Source organism: Nesterenkonia sp. F (genome assembly GCF_000220985.1).
GTDB lineage: Bacteria > Actinomycetota > Actinomycetes > Actinomycetales > Micrococcaceae > Nesterenkonia.
Genome location: NZ_AFRW01000073.1, coordinates 1 through 23,830 on the forward strand (window position 1 = coordinate 1; position 23,830 = coordinate 23,830).

At 72.7% G+C, this 23,830-nt stretch carries 24 protein-coding genes and 1 pseudogene; 9 read left to right on the forward strand and 16 right to left on the reverse strand.

Annotated elements, in window-relative coordinates; translation table 11 throughout:
• Positions 1 to 77 precede the first annotated feature (77 nt).
• The 5 genes from GU5_RS0105745 (at position 78) to fabF (ending at position 5,357) form a co-directional block, all read left to right on the forward strand.
• The gene (locus GU5_RS0105745; protein WP_083830330.1) at positions 78 to 1,301 is read left to right on the forward strand and encodes a CdaR family transcriptional regulator; all 1,224 of its coding nucleotides are present in this window, start codon (positions 78 to 80) and stop codon (positions 1,299 to 1,301) included.
• Positions 1,302 to 1,404: 103 nt separating this feature from the next.
• Entirely contained in the window at positions 1,405 to 2,340 is a 936-nt protein-coding gene (locus tag GU5_RS0105750) for an ACP S-malonyltransferase (RefSeq protein ID WP_010524626.1), read from the forward strand.
• Positions 2,341 to 2,462: 122 nt separating this feature from the next.
• A complete protein-coding gene (locus tag GU5_RS0105755; protein ID WP_050806606.1) occupies positions 2,463 to 3,467 on the forward strand; it encodes a beta-ketoacyl-ACP synthase III in 1,005 nt (334 codons plus the stop codon).
• Positions 3,468 to 3,719: 252 nt separating this feature from the next.
• Complete coding sequence (locus GU5_RS0105760; protein WP_010524628.1) at positions 3,720 to 3,965, forward strand: acyl carrier protein; 246 nt, start codon at positions 3,720 to 3,722, stop codon at positions 3,963 to 3,965.
• A gap of 147 nt (positions 3,966 to 4,112) precedes the next feature.
• Positions 4,113 to 5,357: a beta-ketoacyl-ACP synthase II gene (gene fabF, locus GU5_RS0105765; RefSeq protein ID WP_010524629.1), complete on the forward strand. Its 1,245-nt coding sequence runs from the start codon at positions 4,113 to 4,115 to the stop codon at positions 5,355 to 5,357.
• Between the two features lie 276 nt (positions 5,358 to 5,633).
• On the opposite strand, the gene GU5_RS0105770 is transcribed toward fabF, so the two are convergent.
• The 7 genes and pseudogenes from GU5_RS0105770 to GU5_RS0105795 all read right to left on the reverse strand — a co-directional run bounded on the left by GU5_RS0105770 (position 5,634) and on the right by GU5_RS0105795 (position 11,406).
• Entirely contained in the window at positions 5,634 to 6,137 is a 504-nt protein-coding gene (locus GU5_RS0105770) for a DUF3145 domain-containing protein (RefSeq protein ID WP_010524630.1), read from the reverse strand.
• A 295-nt stretch (positions 6,138 to 6,432) separates the two neighbouring features.
• The gene (locus GU5_RS0105775; RefSeq protein WP_010524631.1) at positions 6,433 to 7,416 is read right to left on the reverse strand and encodes a tyrosine-type recombinase/integrase; all 984 of its coding nucleotides are present in this window, start codon (positions 7,414 to 7,416) and stop codon (positions 6,433 to 6,435) included.
• The gene (locus tag GU5_RS0105780; RefSeq protein ID WP_050806608.1) at positions 7,394 to 7,972 is read right to left on the reverse strand and encodes a DinB family protein; all 579 of its coding nucleotides are present in this window, start codon (positions 7,970 to 7,972) and stop codon (positions 7,394 to 7,396) included. The genes GU5_RS0105775 and GU5_RS0105780 overlap by 23 nt, the downstream gene beginning before the upstream one ends.
• A complete protein-coding gene (locus GU5_RS0105785; protein WP_010524633.1) occupies positions 7,969 to 9,435 on the reverse strand; it encodes a DNA-processing protein DprA in 1,467 nt (488 codons plus the stop codon). The genes GU5_RS0105780 and GU5_RS0105785 overlap by 4 nt, the downstream gene beginning before the upstream one ends.
• Positions 9,432 to 10,472: a YifB family Mg chelatase-like AAA ATPase gene (locus GU5_RS15845; protein WP_369750457.1), complete on the reverse strand. Its 1,041-nt coding sequence runs from the start codon at positions 10,470 to 10,472 to the stop codon at positions 9,432 to 9,434. Before GU5_RS15845 ends, GU5_RS0105785 begins: the two co-directional genes overlap by 4 nt.
• Positions 10,473 to 10,667: 195 nt before the next feature.
• A pseudogene (locus GU5_RS17855) lies at positions 10,668 to 11,029 on the reverse strand (magnesium chelatase domain-containing protein); the annotation flags it as partial.
• Positions 11,026 to 11,406, reverse strand: coding sequence for a YraN family protein (locus tag GU5_RS0105795; RefSeq protein WP_010524634.1), 381 nt, complete (start codon positions 11,404 to 11,406; stop codon positions 11,026 to 11,028). The gene GU5_RS0105795 and the pseudogene GU5_RS17855, both read right to left, overlap by 4 nt.
• A gap of 256 nt (positions 11,407 to 11,662) precedes the next feature.
• Between GU5_RS0105795 and GU5_RS0105800 the strand changes: the two genes are divergently transcribed.
• On the forward strand, positions 11,663 to 12,616 hold the full coding sequence (locus GU5_RS0105800; RefSeq protein ID WP_010524635.1) for an alpha/beta fold hydrolase: 954 nt from the start codon (positions 11,663 to 11,665) through the stop codon (positions 12,614 to 12,616).
• A gap of 55 nt (positions 12,617 to 12,671) precedes the next feature.
• Here the strand turns inward: GU5_RS0105800 and GU5_RS14240 are convergent, their stop codons facing one another.
• The 9 genes from GU5_RS14240 to ffh all read right to left on the reverse strand — a co-directional run bounded on the left by GU5_RS14240 (position 12,672) and on the right by ffh (position 19,735).
• Entirely contained in the window at positions 12,672 to 13,358 is a 687-nt protein-coding gene (locus GU5_RS14240) for a ribonuclease HII (RefSeq protein WP_010524636.1), read from the reverse strand.
• Positions 13,358 to 14,155 carry a signal peptidase I gene (gene lepB / locus GU5_RS0105810; RefSeq protein WP_010524637.1) on the reverse strand — a complete coding sequence of 266 codons (798 nt, stop codon included), beginning with the start codon at positions 14,153 to 14,155 and terminating at the stop codon, positions 13,358 to 13,360. The genes GU5_RS14240 and lepB (GU5_RS0105810) overlap by 1 nt, the downstream gene beginning before the upstream one ends.
• Positions 14,152 to 14,955: a signal peptidase I gene (lepB, locus tag GU5_RS15850; protein ID WP_010524638.1), complete on the reverse strand. Its 804-nt coding sequence runs from the start codon at positions 14,953 to 14,955 to the stop codon at positions 14,152 to 14,154. The genes lepB (GU5_RS0105810) and lepB (GU5_RS15850) overlap by 4 nt, the downstream gene beginning before the upstream one ends.
• A gap of 57 nt (positions 14,956 to 15,012) precedes the next feature.
• Positions 15,013 to 15,408: a 50S ribosomal protein L19 gene (rplS, locus tag GU5_RS0105820; protein WP_010524639.1), complete on the reverse strand. Its 396-nt coding sequence runs from the start codon at positions 15,406 to 15,408 to the stop codon at positions 15,013 to 15,015.
• Positions 15,409 to 15,704: 296 nt separating this feature from the next.
• Entirely contained in the window at positions 15,705 to 16,514 is an 810-nt protein-coding gene (gene trmD, locus GU5_RS0105825; protein WP_010524640.1) for a tRNA (guanosine(37)-N1)-methyltransferase TrmD, read from the reverse strand.
• A 41-nt stretch (positions 16,515 to 16,555) separates the two neighbouring features.
• On the reverse strand, positions 16,556 to 17,146 hold the full coding sequence (gene rimM, locus GU5_RS0105830; protein WP_010524641.1) for a ribosome maturation factor RimM: 591 nt from the start codon (positions 17,144 to 17,146) through the stop codon (positions 16,556 to 16,558).
• Between the two features lie 20 nt (positions 17,147 to 17,166).
• Positions 17,167 to 17,409: an RNA-binding protein gene (locus tag GU5_RS0105835; RefSeq protein WP_010524642.1), complete on the reverse strand. Its 243-nt coding sequence runs from the start codon at positions 17,407 to 17,409 to the stop codon at positions 17,167 to 17,169.
• Positions 17,410 to 17,427: 18 nt separating this feature from the next.
• Positions 17,428 to 17,853: a 30S ribosomal protein S16 gene (gene rpsP / locus GU5_RS0105840; RefSeq protein ID WP_029514053.1), complete on the reverse strand. Its 426-nt coding sequence runs from the start codon at positions 17,851 to 17,853 to the stop codon at positions 17,428 to 17,430.
• A gap of 253 nt (positions 17,854 to 18,106) precedes the next feature.
• Positions 18,107 to 19,735, reverse strand: coding sequence for a signal recognition particle protein (gene ffh, locus GU5_RS0105845; RefSeq protein WP_010524644.1), 1,629 nt, complete (start codon positions 19,733 to 19,735; stop codon positions 18,107 to 18,109).
• A gap of 192 nt (positions 19,736 to 19,927) precedes the next feature.
• Here ffh and GU5_RS0105850 point away from each other — a divergent pair, with 192 nt between their 5' ends.
• The 3 genes from GU5_RS0105850 to GU5_RS0105860 form a co-directional block, all read left to right on the forward strand.
• On the forward strand, positions 19,928 to 22,972 hold the full coding sequence (locus GU5_RS0105850; protein WP_010524645.1) for a glycosyltransferase: 3,045 nt from the start codon (positions 19,928 to 19,930) through the stop codon (positions 22,970 to 22,972).
• A gap of 91 nt (positions 22,973 to 23,063) precedes the next feature.
• Complete coding sequence (locus GU5_RS17245) at positions 23,064 to 23,552, forward strand: hypothetical protein (protein WP_010524646.1); 489 nt, start codon at positions 23,064 to 23,066, stop codon at positions 23,550 to 23,552.
• A partial coding sequence (locus tag GU5_RS0105860) for a hypothetical protein (RefSeq protein WP_010524647.1) occupies positions 23,549 to 23,830 on the forward strand: 282 nt, incomplete at its 3' end. The genes GU5_RS17245 and GU5_RS0105860, both read left to right, overlap by 4 nt.

The following is a 23,830-nucleotide window of genomic DNA, read 5'->3' on the forward strand; positions in this document are numbered from 1 at the left end:
CGCCGACGCGGGGACGCCTGTTTTGTAGGGAATGCACAACTGGCCCGTGGACACGTCGAGGGTCTAGGGTGCCGAGCATGACCGCTTCCCCTCCCGGCCCGCTGCCCGATCCGGCGGCGACGGCGGATCCTGCGCCGGCGGGCCCGCCTCCGACGGCCCCGCACGTGGACGAGGCGGTCCTGCGACTGCTGCAGTCCCAGGTCGGGACGCTGACCACCACGGTGAACCGGCATCTGGAGGAGCAGCTGCCCTGGTACCGCCAGCTGAGCACCGACGAGCGGGCCTCGCTGCGGCTGATCGCCCAGCGCGGCATCCAGGGCCTGGTCAACTGGCTGGAGGATCCCGATCAGCGGTCCCTGACGCTGGTCAACGAGCTGCTCGGCTCCGCACCGAGCGACCTGATGCGCACCGTCTCGCTGCAGCGCGCGCTGCAGCTGGTGCGCAGCATCGTCGAGGCCGTCGAGCTGCGGCTGCCGGCCGTGGTCCCCTGCGAGGCCCAGCAGGCCACGCTGGAGGCGGTGCTGCGCTATTCGCGCGAATGCGCCTTCGCCGTCGCCGACGTCTACGCCCGCGCCGCCGAGTCGCGCGGCGCCTGGGACTCCCGGCTGGAGGCGCTGCTGGTGGACTCGGTGCTGCGCGGCGAACCCGCCGAACAGATCGATTCCCGAGCGGCCGCGGTCGGCTGGCGGAGCACCGACGGAGTGGTGGTCGTCGTCGGCGACGCCCCGGAGCAGACCGACGCGCTCTTCCTCAGCCACCTGCGACGGCAGTGCCAGCGCTTCGCCGCCGACGCCGTCGTCGGCGTCCAGGGCGACCGGCTGGTGCTCTTCCTCGGCGGCGTCGAGGGGCTGGAGGCCGGTCTGGAGCGCATCATGCCGCGCTTCGGCCAGGGCCGGGTGGTCTACAGCCGCATCGACGGGCCGATCGGCCGAGCCCACGAATGCGCGGAGGCCGCCCATTCCGGCTACACCGCCGCGGCCGCCTGGCCGCAGGCACCGCGGCCCGTCGCCGCCGAGGACCTGCTCCCCGAGCGTGCGCTGGCCGGCGACGACGCCGCCCGGACGGTGCTGCGCGAGGCGGTGTTCGCGCCGTTGTCGACGGCGGGCAACGGCCTGATGGAGACGGTCTCCGCCTACATCGGCGGCGGCCATTCGTTGGAGGCCGCCGCCCGCGAGCTCTTCGTCCACCCGAACACGGTGCGCTACCGGCTGCGCCGGGTGTCCGACGTCACCGGATGGGATCCGATGGTTCCGCGCGACGCGTACGTGCTGCAGACGGCGCTGGCGGTGGGACGGTTGTAGACTCGGACCCGTCGCCCGTTTGTAGAGTCTCCACAACGCGCCGCGCGGAGCTTGGTCCGCTCATGACCCGCTGACCGTCGGCCCGATATGGAAAGTTGGTAGTGTGCTAGCGATCGTCTGCCCTGGACAGGGCTCCCAGACCCCCGGCTTCCTCTCCCCCTGGATCGAGGATGACTCCGCGCGCGCGACGCTCACGCGCTTCTCCGACGCCGCCGGGACCGACCTGCTGACCCACGGCACCGAGTCCGACGCCGAGACCATCCGCGACACCGCCGTCGCCCAGCCGCTCATCGTCGCCGCGAGCCTGCTCTCCGCCCGCGCCCTGGGCCTCGGCGCCGGCCCGGCGGGCGCCTCCCGCGAGCAGCTGCTGCTGGCCGGCCACTCGGTCGGCGAGGTCCCCGCCGCCGCACTGGCCGGTGCGCTGACCGAGGAGCAGGCCATGCGGCTGATCCGGGTGCGCGCCTCGGGCATGGCCGAGGCCTCCGCCGCGACGCCGACCTCGATGGCCGCGGTCGTCGGCGGCGTCGAGCAGGAGGTCCGGCAGGCCATCGCCGACCACGGCCTCACAGCGGCCAACGCCAACGGGCCCGGCCAGATCGTCGCCGCCGGCACGCAGGGGGCTATCGCCGCCCTGGAGGCCGAGCCGCCGCAGCGCGCCCGGGTGATCCCGCTGCCGGTCGCCGGCGCCTTCCACACCGAGCATATGGCCGACGCCCGGCGACGCCTGGACGAGGCGGTCGCCTCCTTCGAGACGAGCGATCCGACCCTGCCGCTGCTGTCGAACCGCGACGGCGAGGACGTCGCCGACGGCACGGAGGTGCTGCGCCGACTGGTCGACCAGGTCACCCGTCCGGTGCGCTGGGACCTGTGCATGGAGACCATGGCCGCCCGCGGCATCACCGGCATCCTGGAGCTGCTGCCCGGCGGCACGCTGACCGGCCTGGCCAAGCGCGGGCTGAAGGGCGTGCCCTCGTTCGCCGTGAAGACCCCCGAGGACCTCGACGACGCGCGGGCGTTCATCGCCGAGCACGCCGCCTGACCACGCTGCCGCCGACGGCGCCGCGCACCCGACGCCGTCGTCCCCCGACCACCCAGGACAAGGACCGACCCGCCGTGACAGCCGTTCTGAACCAGCCCGCCCCCGTCCAGGCCTCCCGCGTGATGGGACTGGGCGTCCACCGCCCCGACGTCATCGTCGACAACGAGCAGATCTGTCAGTGGATCGACTCCTCCGACGAGTGGATCCGCAAGCGCACCGGCATCGTCACCCGCCACCGCGCCCGCCCGGAGGTCTCGGTGGTCGACATGGCCGAGGGGGCCGCGCGCGAGGCGATCGAGCAGTCCGGGCTGACCGGCGCCGACGTCGACGCAGTCATCGTCGCCACGGTGACGCACCCCTACCAGACGCCGTCGGCCGCCGCCGAGCTGGCCCACCGGCTGGGCACCGAGGCGGCGATCGCCTATGACATCTCCGCCGCCTGCGCCGGCTACTGCTACGGCATCGGCCAGGCCGACGCGCTGGTCCGCGCCGGCGCCGCCCGGCATGTGCTGGTGGTCGGCGTCGAGAAGCTCTCCGACTTCATCGACGACCATGAGCGCAGCATGTCCTTCCTGCTCGGCGACGGAGCCGGTGCGGCCCTCGTCGGCCCGTCCGAGGAGACCGGCATCTCGCCGAGCCTGATGGGGTCCAACGGCGAGAAGTGGGAGACCGTCTCGATGGACGGCTCGCTGCTGCCGCTGCGCGACGCGCTGGCCGAGGCCCGCCGCACCCAGGACGCCTCGCGACTGCTCGACGCCGAGGAGCGGCTGTGGCCGACGCTGCGCCAGGACGGCCCGACCGTCTTCCGCTGGGCGGTCTGGGAGATGGCCAAAGTCGCTCAGCAGACCCTCGACGCCGCCGGGATCTCCGCCGAGGACCTGGTGGCCTTCGTGCCGCACCAGGCCAACATCCGCATCATCGATGAGATGGTCAAGCAGCTGGATCTGCCCGAGCACGTCGCCGTCGGCCGCGACATCGTCGACGCCGGCAACACCTCGGCGGCCTCGATCCCGCTGGCGATGCACCGGCTGGTGCATGAGAATCCCGAGCTCTCCGGCGGTCTGGCGCTTCAGATCGGCTTCGGCGCCGGACTCGTCTACGGTGCTCAGGTGATCCGTCTGCCGTGAGCGCCGACCGTCGCCGCCTCGACGGTCCCGCCCGGGCCGGTGCGGGCGCGCCCACGCGCCCCGCGCCGTTCCCGCGACGGAGAATGGAGGCGGCGGACCGGCCGACGCCGGTCCGGGACAGGAAGATGTCCCGCCGTCCACGACGACGGACGGCGGGGTGAGACGCGTCAGGGACACCTGAGGCACTCGACGACCCGCGCTCCGTCCGCGGCGGCGGGCCGTCGGACCGTACAACGACGAAGGGAGCAGCCCGTGGCTGACAAGAACGAGATCCTCGCCGGACTGGCCGAGATCGTGAACGAAGAGACCGGCCTGGAGACCGAGGAGGTCCAGCTCGGCAAGTCCTTCACCGAGGACCTGGACATCGACTCGATCTCGATGATGACCATCGTGGTCAACGCCGAGGAGAAGTTCGGCGTGAAGATCCCGGACGAGGAGGTCAAGAACCTCTCCACCGTCGGCGACGCGGTGGACTTCATCGCGAACGCCGAGGGCTGATCCCCGACAGCCTCGGTGTCCGGAGCTCCGGCCGGCGTCGTCGACGACGGCGCCGGCCGACTCCGCACTCCGTCGACTCCCGTCGACCTCTCATCCATTCCCCTCCCATCCACCTGATGCCATTCCCAGCGAACCAGAGGTAGATCCATGACACGCCGTCTCGTCATCACCGGCCTCGGCGCCACCACTCCGCTCGGCGGCGACGTGCCGACGCTGTGGCAGAACGCCCTGGCGGGCACGCCCGGCGCCAAGACTCTCGACTACGACTGGGTGGAGGAGTACAGCCTGCCCGTCTCCTTCGCCGCGGAGGCGGCGGTGGCGCCCTCCGAGGTGCTCTCGCGCCCCGAGACCCGCCGCATGGACCGCTCCACCCAGCTGGGCATGGTCGCCTCCCGCGAGGCCTGGGCCGACGCCGGTCTGGCCGAGGCGGACGTCGACGGCGACCGGCTCGGGGTCTCCTTCGCCACCGGAATCGGCGGCGTCTGGACCCTGCTGGACAGCTGGGACACGCTGCGCGAGCGCGGCCCGCGGCGCGTGATGCCGATGACCGTGCCGATGCTGATGCCCAACGGTGCGGCCGGGGCGATCAGCCTGGACCTCGGCGCCCGGGCCGGCGCGCGCACCGCGGTCTCCGCCTGCGCCTCCGGCACCGAGGCTCTCGACGTGGCGATCCGCATGATCCGCGAGGGCGAGGCCGACATCGTCATGGCCGGCGGCACCGAGGCCGCCATCCACCCGCTGCCGCTGGCGGCGTTCTCCTCGATGCAGGCCCTCTCCCGGCGCAACGACGATCCGGCGGCCGCTTCCCGCCCCTACGACGTCGACCGCGACGGCTTCGTCATGGGCGAGGGCGCCGGCGCGCTGGTCATCGAGTCGGAGGAGCACGCGAAGGCCCGCGGTGCGCGCATCTACGCGGAGCTGGCCGGCGCCGGCGTCAGCTCCGACGCCCACCACATCACCGCTCCCGACCCGGAGGCCCTCGGCGCGACGCGCGCGCTGAATCGGGCGCTGGAGTCGGCGGGGGCCGAGGTCGCCGAAGTCACCCACGTCAACGCCCACGCCACCTCGACCCCCGTCGGGGACAAGCCCGAGTACGCCGCGCTGCGCTCGGCCTTCGGCGACCACCTGGAGTCGGTCTGCGTCTCGGCGACGAAGTCGCAGACCGGCCATCTGCTCGGCGCCGCCGGCGCGGTGGAGTCGGTGCTGACCACGCTGGCGCTGCACGAACGCCGTGCGCCGGTGACGATCAACCTGGAGAACCAGGACCCCGATCTGCCGCTGGACGTGGTCACCGGCACGCCGCGCGAGCTGCCGGCCGGCGACCAGGTCGCAGTCTGCAACTCCTTCGGCTTCGGCGGGCACAACTCAGTGGTGGCCTTCCGCACCGTCTGACGGCTCGCGACCACCTCCACGGACGACGACGGGCGACCGTCCCGGGCGATCCATGGGATCCCCGGGGCGGTCGCCCGTCTTCATGGGTGCTGATGGGAAGCACTGCCGCGCTGGGAAGCGAGGGGGCGGCAGGTCTGCGGTCGGCGACGTCGCCGATGGAGGAGGACGACGTCGCCGGGGGACGAGTCGGGCCGGTTCCGGCCGTACGGGCCGTCGGGATGCGGATCGGGCCGCCGCCGATCCGTCAGGCCGTCTCGGCGCGGAGCGACGGCCAGGTCAGCCGACGCGGTGCAGCCAGCGCACCGGCGCGCCCTCGGCGGCGTGCCGGAAGGGGTCGAGCTCCTCGTCCCAGGCCTCTCCCAGGGCCAGCGAGAGCTCCTGATAGACCACCGACGGATCGCCGGCGCCGCGCTCGTAGGCGCAGCGGACGCGGTCCTCGGAGATCATGATGTTGCCGTGGACGTCCGTCGTGGCGTGGAAGATGCCCAGCTCGGGCGTGTGCGACCACCGGCTGCCGTCGCATCCGGGCGTGGGCTCCTCGGTGACCTCGAAGCGCAGATGCGACAGGCTCCGCAGCGACGAAGCCAGCGTGGCGCCGATCCCCTGGGGACCGCGCCAGCTCAGCTCGGCGCGCTGGGTGCCGGGCGATGCGGGCTGGGGCTCCCACTGGAAGTCCACGCGCGCGTCCACCACTGAGGACACCGCCCACTCGACATGCGGGCAGAGCGCAGTGGGCGCCGAGTGGATGTGCAGGACACCCCGGGCCGTGTGTTCAGACATGACCATCCTCCATCGTGCTGTTGGTACGTCTTCCCCTACGTCCGACAGCGGTGATCCCGATGGTGGATCCGTCATGGAACTGTGATTCAGTTGTCGCGAGACCAATTCTGCATCAGATGTGCGTGATACGCCACATCTGTGATCGACCCCTCGTCGTGACACAGCTTAACAGGGCCGCGCGAGTCGTCCAGCATGACCGTTCTCCGGGGCGCGGCGCAGGATGGCGTCCCGCGGCGTGCGCGGCGGGGTCCCTGCATCGGCTCCGCCCCGCCTCCTGCCCCGCGCCGCGCCCGGGTCAGGCCCGCGGGTGGGCCTGGCCGTAGGCTCGGCGCAGGCCGTCCACGGAGATGTGGGTATAGACCTGGGTGGTGCTCAATGAGGCGTGGCCGAGCAGCTCCTGGACTGCGCGCAGGTCGGCCCCGCCGTCGAGCAGATGGGTGGCGGCGGAGTGGCGCAGCGCGTGGGGCCCGCGGGCCGCGGTGGTGCCCAGGGCGGCGAGCTGCGCGTCGACGGCGCGGCGGACCACGCGGACGTCGATGCGCCGGCCGCGGCGTCCCAGGAACGCCGCGGCACCGGAGTCGGCGACGGCGAGCACGGGCCGGCCCCGCTCCCACCACGCGTCCAGGGCACGCTGGGCGGGGATCCCGTAGGGCACCATGCGCTCCTTGTCCCCCTTGCCGAGCACCCGGACCATGCGACGCTCCGGCTCGAAGGAGCCACGGTCGAGCCCGACGAGCTCGGAGACGCGGATGCCGGTGGCATAGAGCAGCTCGATCATCGCCGCATCGCGCAGGGCCACTGCCCGGGCGACCGGGTCCGGTTCGGCCTGCTCGCCCGCGCCCTGCTCCCCCGGGCTCGGCTCGGCGTCGACCAGCTGGTCGGTGAGCGCCCGGATCTGCTGGTCCTGCAGGACGTCGGGCAGGTGGCGGCCGCCGGGCGCGGTGCGCAGCCGCGCTGAGGGATCGGTGGCCAGATGCCCACGGCGGTGGGCCCACGCGGTGAAAGTCCGCGCGGAGGCGGTCTTGCGATTCAGCGTCGCTCGTGAGGCGCCTCCGGCGTGCAGATCGGCCAGCCAGGTGCGGATCGCGGCGAGGTCGAGGCCGCGCAGCGCCCCGGCGCCCCGGGTGAGCTGACGCAGGTCGCCGGCGTAGGAGCGGATGGTGTGCTCGGAGAGCCCGCGCTCCAGCCGCAGATGCGCGACGAACTCCTCCAGCAGCGGATCCTCGTCGTCCGCCCCGGCCGGTCGCTCGGCGTTCTCAGCCACGGTCGATCCCCACATCCCAGAGATGATGGGCGATGTCGTGCCAGGCGTACTGCGCCAGCGTGGCCACGGTGAACTCGGAGCCGTTGCTGCGCAGGCCGCGTCGGGCGTGCTGCTCGACGTCGACGGCCTCCAGCGCGGCGGCGAAGCGACGGCCGGCCGGGTCCAGCGCCGCGGCGACCTCCACAGGGTCCTGCTGGTGGTACGCGCCCTCGACGGCGGCGGCATCCTGGTCCCAGTCCGGGAAGGTCGGCTCCTGTCGGTCGAGCATGAGCCGCAGCCGTTCGTGCATCACCCCGAAGACGTCGCGCACATGGGCGGCGTACTCCAGCGGCGACCAGGTCGTCGGCGCCGGGCGCCGGCGGAGTTCCTCGGCGGGCCGCTCGAGCAGCGTCGTCCACTGCGGCAGACTGGCACGCACCGCCGCGGCGACGTCCGTCGGGCCCAGGCGCCGCACGTCGGCGCCGCAGTCCGGGCACGGGCGCTGCAGCACCCACGTCCAGTCCTTGCTGTCCTTCGCGATGGTGTCGTCCGCATTCAGGCTCGCATCGTCCATGCAGGCAGGGTAGCTCATGGACTCGGCGTGCTCCTCCCCCATCGACCTTCCACCCGACGGGCGTGACCGGCTCGTTCCAGGCGGGTCAGCGCCGCGTAGACCTGCGGCATGGCCAGCCCCGCGACGGCGGCGAGCTTCCCCGGGGTGCTCGACCCACGCTTGGGCAGCGCATCGTGGAGGAGCACCTCCTCCTGGCTCATCCCGTCCTGCGGGCGCACCGGCGCCGAGCGGTCCGTCCGCGGGGGCGGAGTCCGCGGCCCCGCACCGGCGCCGGGGCCCTCCCTCTCCCCTCCCGGGATCACCGGCAGCATCGCCTGCGTCGACCGTCCGCCGGGCGGCGATCCGGCCGACAGGGCGTCACCGGCCATCAGCTCGACGACGTCGGCGGCATCGGTGACCGCCGTCGTCGGCGTCTCGCGCAGCAGCCGATGGCAGCCTGCCGACGTGGCCGAGAAGATGCTGCCGGGCACGGCCCCGACCGGGCGGCCCAGCGAGAGCGCATGGTGGGCGGTGCTCTGCGCCCCGCTCCGCCAGCGGGCCTCGACGATGACCGTCGCCGCCGACAGGGCGGCGATGAGGCGGTTGCGCTGCAGGAAGCGATGCTTCGTCGGTGCGGCTCCGGGCGGCAGCTCGCTGAGCACGAGCCCGTGGTCGGCCACGCCCTGCAGCAGGCGTTCGTTGCCCGCCGGATACCACCGATCCAGCCCGCCGGCGAGCACTGCGACCGTCGGCGGAGCCGCGCCGGGGCCTCCGAGACCACGACGTTCGGCGACCCGCAGCGCAGCCCGATGCGCGGCGGCGTCGACGCCGTAGGCCCCGCCGGAGATCACACAGACGCCGTGTCCGACCAGGTCCTCGACCATCTCCGCCGTGGCTCGCAGGCCGTAGTCCGTGATCTCGCGGGATCCGACCACCGCCGCCGTGCGCGGGATCCAGGGCAGCACAGGCTGCTCCGACAGCTCCGGCTGCTCCACGTCACGGCTGGGCGAGTCCGGACCCCCGGTGCCGCCGCGGTGCCAGAGTGCGACCGGGGCCGCGGCGCCCAGCGCCTCGAGCTCGACGGGCCAGCCCGGATCCTCCGGGATGAGCAGTCCGCCGCCGAAGCGCCGCATCGTGGCCAGCTCGCGGGCGCCGTCGCACTGGCCCAGCCGCGCCCGCCACCGCGCCAGCCCGTCCTGCAGGCGTCGGCCCCGACGGCCGATGCCGACCTCCTCGGCGCCGGCGGCGAGGCACGTCGTCAGCTGAGCATCCGGCTCGGCGCCTCCGCTGATGAGCGCATGGGTCCGCCGTGGACCGAGCCGAGCGAGGAGCACGCCGGCCAGCAGGTCCCCCGGCTCGATGATCCGGCTCAGCTCCGCCCGCACCACACGCAGCTCCTCGTCGCGCTCGCCGTCGCCTCCGGGCGACACGACGGGTCCCCGGGATCCCCGGGCGGACTCGTCGAGCGCGGCACCGGTTCCTGTCCCGACACTGGTGCTCATCCCGTCCTCCGTTCTTCCGTGCTCTGCCGCAGCTGCATCGCCGCATCGACGTCCTCGGCCTCGGGACTGGTGCGTCCGGCCATGTCCGTCAGAGTCCACGCCAGCCGGAGCACGCGGACGTATCCGCGCAGCGACAGGCCGCCGCGGTCCAGTGCCGCGTCCAAGGCGGCGGTCGCGGCCGACGCCGGCCGCAGGGCCCCGGTGAGCAGACCCATCGGCGCCTGGCTGTTCATGCGCAGCTCCCACCGACCCAGACGATCCTGCTGGACGGCTCGGGCGGCGAGCACCCGATCCAGCACCGCCGCCGAGCTCTCCCCCGGCTCGTCCAGCGTCATCGAGGCCGAACGCGGCCGGTCGACCTGGACCTGCAGGTCGATCCGGTCCAGCAGCGGGCCGGAGAGCTTGGCAAGGTATCCGCGCCGCTGCGCCACGGAGCAGCTGCACTCGCCGGCCCGACCCAGCGCCATGCCGCAGGGACAGGGATTCGCGGCCATGATCAGCTGAAAACGAGCCGGGTAGGTCACGCTGCCGGCGGCCCGATGCAGCGAGATCACCCCGGTCTCCACCGGCTGGCGCAGCGAGTCGAGCACCCGGCGCTGGAACTCCGGCGCCTCGTCGACGAAGAGCACGCCGCAGTGGGCGCGGGTGACCGCCCCGGGTCGCGCGATCCGTGCTCCCCCGCCGACCACGGCCGCAGTGCTGGCACTGTGGTGCGGCGCTTCGAAGGGCGGACGCCGGCGCAGTCTGCCGACGGTGGCGGCGTCTCCGGCCACCGACTCGATGGCGGTCACCTCCATCGCGGCGTCGTCTCCCAGCGGTGGGAGGATGCCGGGCAGCCGCTCGGCCAGCATGGTCTTCCCGGCACCGGGAGCGCCGACGAGCAGCAGGTGATGCCCGCCGGCCGCGGCGACCTCCAGAGCGAACCGCGCCTCATGCTGACCACGGACCTCGGCGAGGTCACCCCCTGCCTCCGGCACCGGGGCGGCGTCCCGCGACTCCTCGACGGAGGCGGCCCCGCCGACATGCCGATCGGGCATCCGCTCGTCCAGATCCGGGAAACGGTCGCCCACCTCGCGCCGCACTCGGTTCCCCCGGGAGAAGGCCCAGGCGACCTCCACCGCATGGGAGGCCGTCAGCACCTCCACCCCGGGGACCAGTGCGGCCTCATGGGCGTTCTCCCGGCTGACCACCACAGTCTCCACCCCGGCGCGGACGGCCGCGGCGACTGCCGGCAGCACCCCACGCACCGGCCGAAGACGCCCGTCCAGTCCCAGTTCGGCGAGGAACACGACCCGCTCAGTCCCGACGACCATCCCCTCGGCGGCCCAGGCGCTCATCAGGATCGCCAGATCCAGCCCCGACCGGACTTCGGCAGCGAGGCCGGCAACAGGTTCACCGTCAGCCGTCGAGCCGGCAGATCGATGCCGCTGTTGCGCGCCGCCGAACGGATCCGGTCCTGGCTCTCGCGCAGGGAGGCATCCGGCAGCCCCAGCAGCACGAAGGCCGGCAACGACTGACCGATATCGGACTCGACGTCGATCAGATGCCCCTGCATGCCCACCAGCACCACACCCCGGGAACGGCCCATGCTCATGGCCGCACATCCCGCAGATGCTCCACCCGCGGCCGCACCGCGTCGTCGCCCGGATCGCCCTCACGCGGCAGCAGCACGGAGACGACGTCGACCCGCCGTCGGATCCGCGGCCCCGGATAGCCGCTCACGTACTCGGCGAGCAGCCGGTGCAGCCGACGCAGCTTCTCCGGTCCCACCGCTTCGAAGGGGTGCCCGTATCCCAGGCCGCGGCGGGTCTTGACCTCGACGCCGACCAGCTCGTCGCCGTCGACGGTCACGAGGTCCAGCTCTCCCTGCGTCGACCGCCAGCGTCGCTCCAGGATGAGATGGCCGGCCTCGCCGAGGTGATCGGCGGCGATCTCCTCCCCGAGCAGACCGGTCCTGTCCTCAGCACGCATACGTCGCCTCCTCCCGACGCCGACCCGGTGGACGGCATCTCGATCGTCCAGCACCCACCACTGTGCCGTCAGCACCGGCGACGAGGAGGGCCACCAGCCGCTTCTGTGGAGAGCACGGCGTGTCGAGGCCGCCGACGGCCCGCCTGTGCAGGAAACGGCGATGGGAGGGAGGTCGCCGGACGGCGTTCCGGCCCCGGACGTCCCCGGAAGACCGAGCCCCTGTGACGCCCGCGGACCTCCGATCTAGACTCGCGTCATGTCACTTCGAGAGATCACGTTCCCCTCGGCCAACGATCGCGACGAGATCCAGGCGTGGCTCCACACCCCGCTGGGGACCCCGCGCGGCATCGTGCAGATCGTGCACGGCTTCGGCGAACACTCGCGCCGCTACCGGCACCTGACCGGCGCGCTGCTGGACGCCGGCTACGTCGTCGCCCACGACGACCACGTGGGGCATGGCAAGACGGCGCTGCTGAACGCCACCTGGGGCGACCCGGGCGACTCCGGATACGCGGCCACGATCCTCGACGAGCGTCGCCTGCATGATGCCGTCCGCGCCGAGCTCGCGCAGGCCGGCTACGACGAGAAGCTGCCGTTCACGATGTTCGGACACAGCTGGGGATCGATGATCGCCCGTGAGTACGCCGCCCGGTACGGAGCAGATCTCACCGCGCTGGTCCTGTGCGGCGTCGCATACGGGATGAAGGGGATGGACACGATGTCCCGCATGTCCGGAGAGGCCTTGGCGGCCGGCCGGGCGAAGGAGGATGCGGTCGACGTCGCGAATGCGGTGTTCGGTCCGATGACGGAGCGCTACGCCGACGTCCGCACGCCGAACGACTGGATCGCCTGCGATCCCGAGGTCGTCGACGACCACGCCGCCGATCCGCTGAACGTGATGACCGTCGGGATGCCGAACTATCAGTTCTTCGCCGACTTCTCCGATCTGATGAGCGCCATCAGCGGCCCGGAATGGGCCGCCAGGATGCCGACGGACCTGCCCGTCCACCTGATCGCCGGCGATCAGGACCCGGTCGCGAACTACGGTGAAGGGGTCTACGCCGTGGCGAATCTGCTCGCCGAGGCCGGCAGCCGCTCGGTGTCGGCCACGGTCTACCCGGGCTGGCGTCATGAAATCCACAATGAACGCAGCATCCGGGAGGAGGTCGAGGCCGGAGTGGTCGGGTTCCTCGACCATCACGTGGCGTGACGGGTCTCCGCCGCACCTGTCGGTGATCCGACGCTCGGGGCGACGTCGGCCGCGCTCAGGCCCCGTGCGGAGCCGCGAGCCGATCGGTCCCGAGGTTCCAGGACCGGCGATGGGCGACCGTAGCCCCGTGCTCGGCCAGGGCCGCGCGGTGCACGGCGGAGCCGTAGCCGCGGTTGGACTCCCAGCCGTAGCCGGGGTGCTCGGCGGCGAGCCGCTCCATCAGCGCGTCGCGCTCGACCTTGGCGGCGACGCTGGCCGAGGCGACGCTCAGCGCGCGGGCGTCGGCCTTGACCATCGCATGCACGCGCGCCGAGCTCCCGCCGGTGAGCCAGTCATGGGATCCGTCGACGATCACCGCGTCCACCGGATGCCCCAGCCGCTCCTCGACGTCGCGGAGGCCGGCCAGACCGGCCTCCCGCAGGGCGGCGGAGATGCCGGCGGTGTCGATGCGCTCGGGCGCGCTGTGCTGCACCGAGACCGCCGGGACCTCCTCGGCGATCACCGGCGCCCAGCGCTGACGCGCCTTCGGGGTGAGCAGCTTGGAATCGCGCACGCCGTCGAGGACCTCCAGCACGCCGGTCTCGCGGTCGACAGCCGGATCGGCCAGGTCCAGCACGGCCACTCCGACGGTGACCGGACCGGCCAGCGCCCCGCGGCCGACCTCGTCGACGCCGGCGATCCAGCGGGCGCCGGTCTCCGCGGACAGGGCGAGTTCAGGGAGCAGCGTCGCCGACTGCGGCATCAGTCGCCCGCCGCCGGCACATCGGCGAAGGGATCGCGATCGGTGCCGCCGCCGCCCCACCGATCGATCGGCCAGACGCGGGCCAGCGACCGGCCGACGACGTCCTCCACCGGCACCGCACCGTGGTCCGGCTCCTGACGATGCGCGCGCGAGTCGGCCGAGGCGCGCCGGTGATCGCCCATCACCCAGACGGAGTTCTCGGGCACGGTGATGTCGAACTCCGTCCGACTCGGCTCGTCGCCCGGGTACAGATACGGCTCGTCGATGGGCTCGCCGTTGACGGTGAGCCGCCCGTCCGCCTCGCAGCAGGCGACTTCGTCGCCGCCGACGCCGATGACGCGTTTGACCACATAGTGCTCCGAGGCGTCGGGCATCAGCCCCACGAAGGTCAGCGCATCCTGCAGCGGCGTCGTCTCCGGCGCCGGGACCTCGCCGGAGGACCAGGCGCGGGTGTCCTCGAAGACGATCACGTCGCCGCGCTGCACCTCGGAGATCTCCGGGGCCAGCAGGTTGACGACGATCCGATCGTCGACCTGCAGAGTGTCCTCCATCGACTCCGAGGGGATGTAGAAGGCGCGCAGCAGGAAGGTCTTGACCACGAAGGAGATCACCACGGCGATCAGCAGGATGACGCCGATCTCGACGAAGAATGCCGCGACGGGGCTGCGGTCGCGCAGCCGACGACGGCGGGCGCCCGCCGACCCGCCCTCCGAGCCGGCCGGGACCTGGTGCGACGACGTCGACTCCCCGTCCTCGCCGGAGCCGTCCTCGGGAGTCGTGGGGTCCTGGGTGCTCATCGCTCTCCTCCTGATGCTGACGGCCGTCCGTCTCCGCGGTGTGCGGACGGGCCCGTCGACGTCGCCTCGGGCACGGCCTCGCCCAGCGGGCGTCGGGCGTCCCACGGCCACACCACCTCGGTGACGCGGCCGATGACGCGGGCCTGGCTGATCATACCTCCACCGGGGGCGCCGATCAGCGCCCGCGAGTCCACCGACGCGGACCGATGGTCGCCCATCACCCACATCCGGCCCGGCGGGACCTCGATCTCGAACTCCTGCTCGGAGGCCGGGCGCTCGGCGGAGACCGGATGCGGCAGGTAGTCCTCCTCGAGCGGCTCGCCGTCGACGGTCACCCGTCCGGCGGCGTCGCAGCAGGCCACCACGTCGCCGCCGAGGCCGATCACCCGCTTCACGTAGGTCGCCGGCGGCGAGCCGATGCCGAACCAGTGGCCGACGCGCTCGGCGGCCGCGGCGAGCTCGGACTGCGACTCGTACGGCGCGAAGGATCCGGTGCCGTCGAAGACGACGACGTCGCCGCGGTGCAGCTCCTCCAGCGCCCCGGAGGCGTCCACGGCGCCCAGGCGCTTGTCGACCAGGACCCGCTCGCCGTCCTGCAGCGTGGGGTGCATCGAGTGCTGGTCGACGGCGTAGACGTCGACGACGGTGCCGCGGATCGTCGCGGAGACCACCGCCGCGAGCACCACGACCACCAGCGCCGCCGTGATCCATCCGCGGCGGCCGCGCAGCCGCCCGGCATGCAGAGAGCCCCGAGGCGCGCCGGCGGTGCCGGTGCGCTCGGGGCTCTGCGGGGCCTTCATGACGGGCGTTCCTCCGTGCGGACGGTCTCGTGCTGCGCGGAGGAACGCCGACACGGATCAGTGGTCGCTGACGGCCTCGACGTCCTCGCCCTGCTGACGGGCGATGGCCGACTCGCGCTTCTCCGGGATGCGCGCAGCCTTGCCGTGCCGGTCGCGCATGTAGTACAGCTTCGCGCGACGGACGTCACCGCGGGCGGCGACCTCGATCTTCTCGATCACCGGCGAGTGCACCGGGAAGGTGCGCTCAATACCGACGCCGAAGGACGTCTTGCGGACGGTGAAGGTCTCCCCCACGCCGCGGCCCTGGATGGCGATGACGTAGCCCTTGAAGACCTGGACACGGCTGGTCCGGCCCTCGACGATGTTGACGTGCACCGAGACGGTGTCTCCGGGTGCGAACTCCGGGATGTCGTCGCGCAGGCTGGCCGCGTCGACGAAGTCGAGAGTATGCATGGTGATTCTCCTCGGACGACTGCCACAGGTCACTCGCCCTGCTCATCGACCGGTCCCCTCAGGCGACGCTCGGGAAGGTTCGCGCTGCAGGCACGTCGCGCGTGCGCGACGAGGGTCATCAGGCTGTGCTGCCGGCGCCGGCGGGTGCGCGACGACCGGTGGCCTCGCTGTTGATGGTCATCCCCCATGGCAGACGAGCCATCCAGCAGGCACAGGGACTCATTATGCCAGATCGCTCCGGGATTCCCCAGTTCACGCCCGGTGATCCGAGACTCCCCGCGGCGGCCGGGGCCGGCTCAGGAGTCGTCCGGATGCCGCACCTCGCGTCCGGTCTGCTCCTCGGCGACGACGTGGCGGGCGTAGAGGTCGGGCCGCTCGCGTCGGGTGCGGCGCAGCTGCTCGGCCCGGCGGTGGTCGGCGATGCGCGCGTGGTCTCCGGAGAGCAGGATCTCCGGAACGCCTCGGCCGCGCCAGACGGCCGGCTTGGTGTAGACGGGGTATTCGAGCAGGCCGTCGGCATGCGACTCCTCGGTCAGCGACTCGGGGTTGCCGATCACTCCCGGCAGCAGCCGGGTGATCGCCTCCACCATGGCGATGACCGCGACCTCGCCGCCGTTGAGCACGTAGTCGCCGATGCTCATCGGGCGCACCTCGAAGTGCTCGCCCGCCCACTCGGCGACCCGCTGGTCGATGCCCTCGTAGCGTCCGGCGGCGAAGACCAGATGATCGACGCCGGCCAGCTCCTCGGCGGCGCGCTGGGTGAAGACTTCTCCGGCCGGACTGGGGATGATCAGCACCGGCCGGCGCGAGTCGCCCGACGGCGGCTCCTCGCCGGACGCCGCGACGGCGTCGCCGGCGCCCTCCCCGGTGGAGCCGGCGGTCGCCAGCACATGTTCCAGGGCCCGAGCCCAGGGCTCGGGCTTCATCACCATGCCGGCGCCGCCGCCGACCGGGGTGTCGTCGACGGTGCGATGCTTGTCGTCGGCGAAGTCCCGCAGCTGGTGGCGGACGATCTCGATCAGCCCGTCGCGCTGGGCCCGGCCGATCAGCGACAGATCCAGCACGTCGTAGAACTCGGGGAAGATGGAGAGGGCGTCGATGCGCATCTGCTGCGGCTCCGAAGGTCGGGGACGGCGGACGGACCGGCTCAGGCCGGGAAGAGGCCGTCCGGCGGGTCCAGCGTGACCACCCGACGCGCGGCGTCGACCTCGGGGACGATCTCCTCGACGAAGGGGACCATGATCTCCTCGCCGGACTCGTCGACGACGACCAGCAGATCCTGGGCCGGCCCGGTCACCAGCTGAAGGACCCGGCCCAGCGTCTCCCCCGCAGGATCCACGCAGGCGAATCCGGCGATCTGATGGCTGTACCAGCCGTCCTCGGAGCCCTCCGTCTCGGCCGGCACCTCGACGTGGAGCACCGAGCCGCGCAGCGCCTCGGCGGCGTCGCGGCCGTCGACCTCGGCGAAGCCGAGCAGGCAGATGGCCTTCTTCCAGCGGCGCGAGGTCACCGTCAGCGCGCGGGTCTCGCGGTCCGGGGTCTGCCGCCCGGGGGTGCGGAGGAGCTCCGCCCCGGGAGCCAGCCGATGCTCGGGGTCGTCGGTGAACAGCTGCACGGTGACCTCGCCGCGCACGCCGTGGGGCTTGCCGACACGAGCGACCCGCAGGCGCTCCGCGGTGGGAGACGTCGCCTGCGGGTCGTCGTCGCGGCGCTGTCCGTCGGAACGGTCAGTGCTCATATGATGCGCCTCTGTCGTCGTCAGCTGCGACGGTCGGTGTCGACGACGTCGACCCGGACCGACTCCCCGCCGGGGAGCGCACCGACCACAGTGCGCAGTGCCTTCGCGGTGCGTCCGCCGCGGCCGATCACTCGGCCGAGGTCGTCGGGATGCACGCGCACCTGGACGGTCTCCTGGCGGCGGCCTCCGCGCTGGCGGACCTCGACGTCGTCGGGGGAGTCGACGATGCCTCGCACCAGGTGTTCGACCGCGTCGGTCAGCACTGCCTCAGCACCCATGGATCACTCAGCCTTCTCCTCGGCGGGCTCCCCCGCCGACTCCTCGGCCTTCGACTCCTCGGCCTTCAGGTCCGCGGCCTTCGGAGTCGAGTCGGCGATGACCGACTTCTTCTCCGGGGCGACGAACTCGTCCTTGGGAGCAGCCGTCTTCAGCGTGCCCTCGGCACCGTCGATGCCCTTGAACTTCTGCCAGTCGCCGGTCACCTTCAGCAGCGCCTCGACCTGCTCGGTCGGCTGCGCGCCCACCGACAGCCAGTACTGGGCACGGTCGGACTTGATGTCGATGAACGACGGCTCGGCCGTCGGGTGGTACTTGCCGATCTGCTCGATGGCCTGACCATCGCGCTTGGCACGAGAGTCGGCGACGACGACGCGGTAGTACGGTGCGCGGATCTTGCCCATCCGCTTCAGGCGAATCTTAACTGCCACTTGAGTGGTCCACTCCTGTTGTCTCGTCTCAGGGACGCGGTCGAGCATCGCGCTGCGTGGGGATGCTGCTCAGTCGATGCGACCGCTCAAGGGAACTGGTGACCGCACCGCAGGAGGAAGAGGGTGCCTGCGGCCGATCAGAGTACCTGGTCATTCTGCCACAGAACCGGCACGACCGCGACTCGGCGGCACGGCACGACGCCGCGGCATCACCGCGCCCGTCCGGCGGAGCCGGCTCCGCGGCGCCGCGGGCTCACTTCAGGTACTTCTCGAAGCCCTTCGGCAGGTCCAGCTGGGAGGGGTCGACGTCGCCGTCCTGCGCGCCGAAGCTCGAGCCGTCCATGCGCTTCTGGGCCGACTGGCTGCGCCGCTGCTCGGCCTCGCGGGCCTGCTGAGCGGCCTTGGCGGGGTTGCCCGACTTGCCCTTCTTCTTCTGCTGGCCCTTGCCCTTCTTGCGCTTCGAGGCGCCGCCGTCGCCGGCTCCCGCGCCGGGCATGCCCGGCATGCCCCCGCCCATTCCGGGCATTCCTCCCCCGCCGCCGGGCATCTGCGGCATGCCGCCGCCGGAGGCCATCTTCTTCATCATCTTCTGCGCCTGGCCGAAGCGCTCGAGCAGCTGGTTGATCTCGGAGACGTGCACGCCGGAGCCGCGGGCGATGCGGGCGCGGCGGGACCCGTTGATGATCTTCGGCGCGAGCCGCTCGTGCGGGGTCATCGACTGGATCATCGCCTCGATGCGGCCGATGGAGGACTCGTCGAACTGCTCGAGCTGCTCACGCATCCCCTGGGCCCCGGGCATCATGCCCAGCAGCTTCTTCATCGACCCCATCTTCTTCAGCTGCTGCATCTGGTTCAGGAAGTCGTCGAGGGTGAAGTCCTCCTGATCGGCGAACTTCTGGGCCATCTTGGCCGCCTCGGCCTTGTCCCAGCTCGCCTCGGCCTGCTCGATGAGCGAGAGCACGTCGCCCATGTCCAGGATGCGGCGGGCCATGCGGTCGGGGTGGAAGACTTCGAAGTCGTTCAGTCCCTCGCCGGTGGAGGCGTACATCACCGGCTTGCCGGTCACCGAGGCCACCGACAGCGCCGCACCGCCGCGGGCGTCGCCGTCGAGCTTGGAGAGCACCACGCCGGTGAAGTCCACGCCCTCGTCGAAGGCCTGCGCCGTGGCGACCGCGTCCTGGCCGATCATCGCGTCGATGACGAAGAGCACCTCGTGGGCGCCGACGGCGGACTTGATGTTCGCCGCCTGGTCCATCAGCTCCTGATCGACGCCGAGTCGGCCGGCGGTGTCGATGATGACCACGTCGTGCAGCTTCGCCTGCGCCTCGGCGACGCCGTCGCGGGCGACCTGGACCGGATCGCCGGTCGGGGTCTCGGCCTCCGAGGAGACGCCCGGATGCGGGGCGAAGACCGGCGCACCGGCCTTCTTCCCGCCCACCTGCAGCTGGTTCACCGCGTTGGGGCGCTGCAGGTCGCAGGCCACCAGCATCGGCGTGTGGCCCTGGTTCTTCAGCCGGTGGGCCAGCTTGCCCGCCAGCGTGGTCTTGCCGGCGCCCTGCAGGCCGGCGAGCATGATGATCGTCGGCGGCTGCTTGGCGAACCGCAGCTCGCGGGTCTCGCCGCCCAGGATGCCGACGAGCTCCTCGTTGACGATCTTGACGACCTGCTGGCCGGGATTCAGGGCCTCGGAGACCTCGGCGCCCAGCGCGCGCGCCTTGACCTTGGCGATGAACTCGCGGACCACCGGCACGGCGACGTCGGCGTCGAGCAGCGCCCGGCGGATCTCCCGGGCGGTGCCGTCGATGTCCGCTTCGCTCAGACGCCCCTTGCCTTTGAGGTTCTTGAAGGTCGCTGTCAGGCGATCGGAGAGGGAGTTGAACACGTGGTGTCGGTCCTTGGTCGTGGGCGGTGTCCTGGCACGATGCGGTGCGACGGCGCCGCGGCGCCGCGGCGCCGTCCGACGGCGGCCTCGCGCTCCCGGCTCGGCAGGTCCGCGACGGCCGTCGGCACGCCTGAGCCTCGCCCGGCGCGGCCGGGGCGAGTCTCGCATCCGTCGAACCTCTAGAGTAGCAATGTGCGATGGATCGAGACTCCACCGGCCGAGCATCCGGAGCCGGACCGACCGACAGACCGGGCGCCCGAGCATGCCGGGCGGCCCGCAGACGACGCCTCTGCGACGACCGGAGCGGCGGCCGGCGCCGTCGACGGCGCGGTGCTGAGCCGCGTGCTCGACGCGCGCCGATCGCTGATGACCGCCGTCGAGGAGGCCCACCGGCGGGCCGCGGACACGATGGAGGCGCCTGCCGACGATCGCCGCCCGGCCGCCGCCATGCGCCGCGCCGGGGCCCGCGCCCACCGCGAGCGCGCCGAGGCGCACCGGCTGCGCGGGTCGCTGCTCGCCGAGATCGCCGCCCTGCCGACGTCGACGCTCGCCGGCCTCGACGCCGCCGACCTGGAGTCCCTCGCCGTCTCCGACGAGCTCGGCGGCGACGCGCTGCGCTCCTCCTCCGGCCAGGTGCTCGCCGCCGCCCTCGAGTCCTCCGCCGAGCTGCCCGACGGCGAGCGCGGCGTCTCCCGACCTCCGCTGCCGGTGCGCGTCGGAGTCATCGGCCCCGCCGCAGTGCGTGCGGCCTTCTCCGGAGCCGCCGACGTCGTCGCACTGACCGCCGAGACCTGGCACGAGGAGGCCGGGGAGCTCGACCTGGTGATCCTCTCCTCCGGTCCGGGCCTCGTCCCCGACGACCGGAGCGAGCTCGTCGAGACGGTGCTGCCCGGGCTGCGCGCCCACGGCGTCCCGACCGTCTACTTCGCCCGGAACCGGCTCCGCGCCGGCCGCCTCCCCGACGAGGCTCTCGCCTGCTCGCACATCGTCTGCCTCGACTCCCGGACCGCCGCGCACTGCCGCGCCGAGGCTCGGCGGGCCGTCGACGTCGCCGTCGTGCCGGCGCCGGTGAACCCGCTGCGGCACACGCCGATCGGCACTCGTCCGGCCCGCACCGAGCTCGTCGCGCTGACCGGCATGGACCAGGACGGTCCGGCGCCGCATCTGGACGCCGCGCAGGACGAGCACCATGTGCCCCCGCTGCTCGACGGGCTGCTGGGCTCGGGACGGCCGGCGGCGCTGATGCAGCCGGCGCATGCGGCCGATCCGCAGGCCGGGGACTGGACGATCCCCTCCCGATACGCCCCGTGGACGGTGCCTGTCGAGGAGGCCCTCGCGGCCGACGAGACCTGCGGGCTCGACCGCCTGCAGCGCGGCATGGACGTCGCCGCGACGGTCCAGGCCGTCGTCGACTCCCAGGAGCTCTTCGACTCCCGCGTCCTGGAGCTGCTGGCCTCCGGCACGCTGGTGATCTCCACCTACAACCAGGGCGTCAACACGTACCTGCCGCAGGTGCGCATCGCGAACTCGGCCGAGGACGTCGCCACGATGCTGGAGACGATGACGCTCGAGGAGCTGCGCCGGGTGCAGGGCGAGGGCATCCGCGCCGCCTTCGCGGACCATCACGCCGTCGACGTGCTGCGCCGGATCTGCGAGCACGCCGGCGTGGCCGCCGACCTCGACGCCGGCGGCGACGCCCCGCGGACCGAGACGGTGCTGGCGGTGGCCGACCGTCGGACCGCCGCGCTGGAGGCGGATCTGGGGGCCCAGACCCACGGCGCGGTGGAGCTGGTCACCTGGGACGAGCTGGCCCATCGCCCAGCCGACGGCGCCGCCTCGGCCGACGCCGTACTCGCCGACGTCGTGCTGCCGGTGACCGCCGACCGCCGCTATGCGCCGACCTACGCGGCCGACCACGTCACCGCCTTCCGTCTGCAGCAGGCGAGGACCACCGCCAAGCTCGACGGCGACGTCGAGGAGACCGACGAGGCCTCCCACCGTCACCATGCCGGGGGGCTGGCGGCTCTGGCCGGACGCACGAGGCTGGGACTCAGCGGCTGGTGGCGCCCGACCGTCGCGCAGCTGGTCTCCCCCGGCGCCCTGCTGGCCTCCGGGCGCGGACGGCGCATCTACGCCCTCGATCACCTCGGCCATCGCCCCGCCGTCGAGGCCCCCGAGGTCGAGGCCGCGAGAGTGCGACGGCCGCTTCCGGACCCGGCCCGGGGCGACGATCTCGCCGTCGCCGCCGAGCAGATCCGCGCCGCGGCCGCGGAGCAGCGGCTGGTCCTGTCGGTGGTGGTGCCCGTCTTCAACAACGGCGACCATCTGCGGCACAAGGCCTTCGCCTCGCTGCGCCGATCGACGCTCTTCGCGCAGATGCACGTCCTGCTCGTCGACGACGGCTCCACCGACCCCTCCACCGTCGAGACCGTCGAGGAGCTCGCCCACGCCTGGCCGAACGTCTCGGCCGTCCACCATCCGGCCGGCGGCTCCGGATCGGCCTCCCGACCGCGCAACACCGGTCTGCAGCTGGCCGCCACGCCGTACGTGACCTACCTCGACCCCGACGACGAGGAGCTCGACGACGGCTACTGGGAGCTGCTGGAGCGGCTGGAGGCCGCCCCCGAGGCCGATTTCGCCCTGGGCACCATGGCGGTGTGGACGCATCGGCACCAGGTGCACGACTACCACGCCTGGTACGCCGACGCGCTGGAGCACCGCGACGGACTGTTCAGAATGCACCCGGAGTCCCTGGCAGAGGTGAACTTCCGCCCGGCGAGCATCGAGGCGATGGTGGCCCGCACCGACTGGCTGCAGTCGCTGGAGCTCGTCCAGCCGGTGGGCGCCGTCGGCCAGGACACCTACTTCTTCCAGCAGATGTTCCACAGCACCCGCGCCTATGCGCCGGTGTACCGGCCGGTCTACACCTACTACGGCGCCGTGGAGACGTCCACGGTCAACGTGGTCTCGCCCCAGTACTTCCGGAAGTATCTGATCCTGGAGCGGGAGCGGGCGGCCTGGCTGCGCGAGGTGGGGCTGATGGACCGCTACCTGGCCGAGCGCTTCGAGCGGTTCTTCGTCACCTGGTACCTGGAGAAGTTCACGCGCGTCCGGGCCGAGCAGCGCCCTCGGGCCGCCGCCGTGCTGCGCGAGATCGCCGCGGCCTATGTCGACGTCGACGACTATGATTGGTCCTCCCGGGCGGCGCGCCGCTTCTTCGACGAGCACGGCCGCTGACCGCCGGCCGACGAGCACCGATGACGACGATGACGACGATGACGACGGCGCCCCGCGGCGACGAGCAGAGACGAGGAGATCGAGGAACCGCATGACTGCAGAGACCGCGTCCCAGCCGGAAGCCTCCGGCACCTCCCCCGCCGACGACGCCGAGGCGCGGCAGCCTGCCGCGGCTCCTGCCGAGACCCCTGAGACACGCACGCAGGACGGCACGCATGAGGTCGTCATGGCCCTGCTCACGCAGCAGGAGGCGCTGCTCGCCGAGCTGCGCTGGGCCTACGACGAGCTGGAGCGGACGCAGGAGGTCGAGATCGTGCAGCTGAAGTCCCGCCTCGCCCGGCTCGAGGAGCAGGCCGGCCTGGCCTCCGACGTCCCGGGAGCCTCCGCATCCTCCGCATCGACCGGCTCCTCCGGGTCTTCCGGGTCCTCAGGATCGGCGGCGGTCTCCTCCTTCGCCGCCCGCACACGCCGGAGGGTCGAACTCTCGGTGCAGGATCCCGACCGCGCCGTCCGGGAGGCCGGGCGCCGTCTGCGCCGGCCGATCGGCCGGATCGCCCGGCGGGCGGGGATCTCCCGGTGACCGAGGGACGCCTCTCCGGACTCGGGTCCCGGCAGGCCGGCCTCGGACAGGGGATCGAGCTGATCGAGGCTCTGCTGGACTCCCCCGACCCGCTGGCCGATCTGCGCGACGCGGAGGTGCTCGAGTCGCTGGGCGTGCCGGCGACGTCTCCCTTCCGCGCCGGCCCCGGCGGCTCCGGCGGCCCCGGCGGCCCCGACCGACTCGTGGAGGAGCTCCTCCCGCGGCTCGAGGCGCTTCCGACGCTGGAGCCCGGCGCCTCGCGCCCCGGGCATGACGTC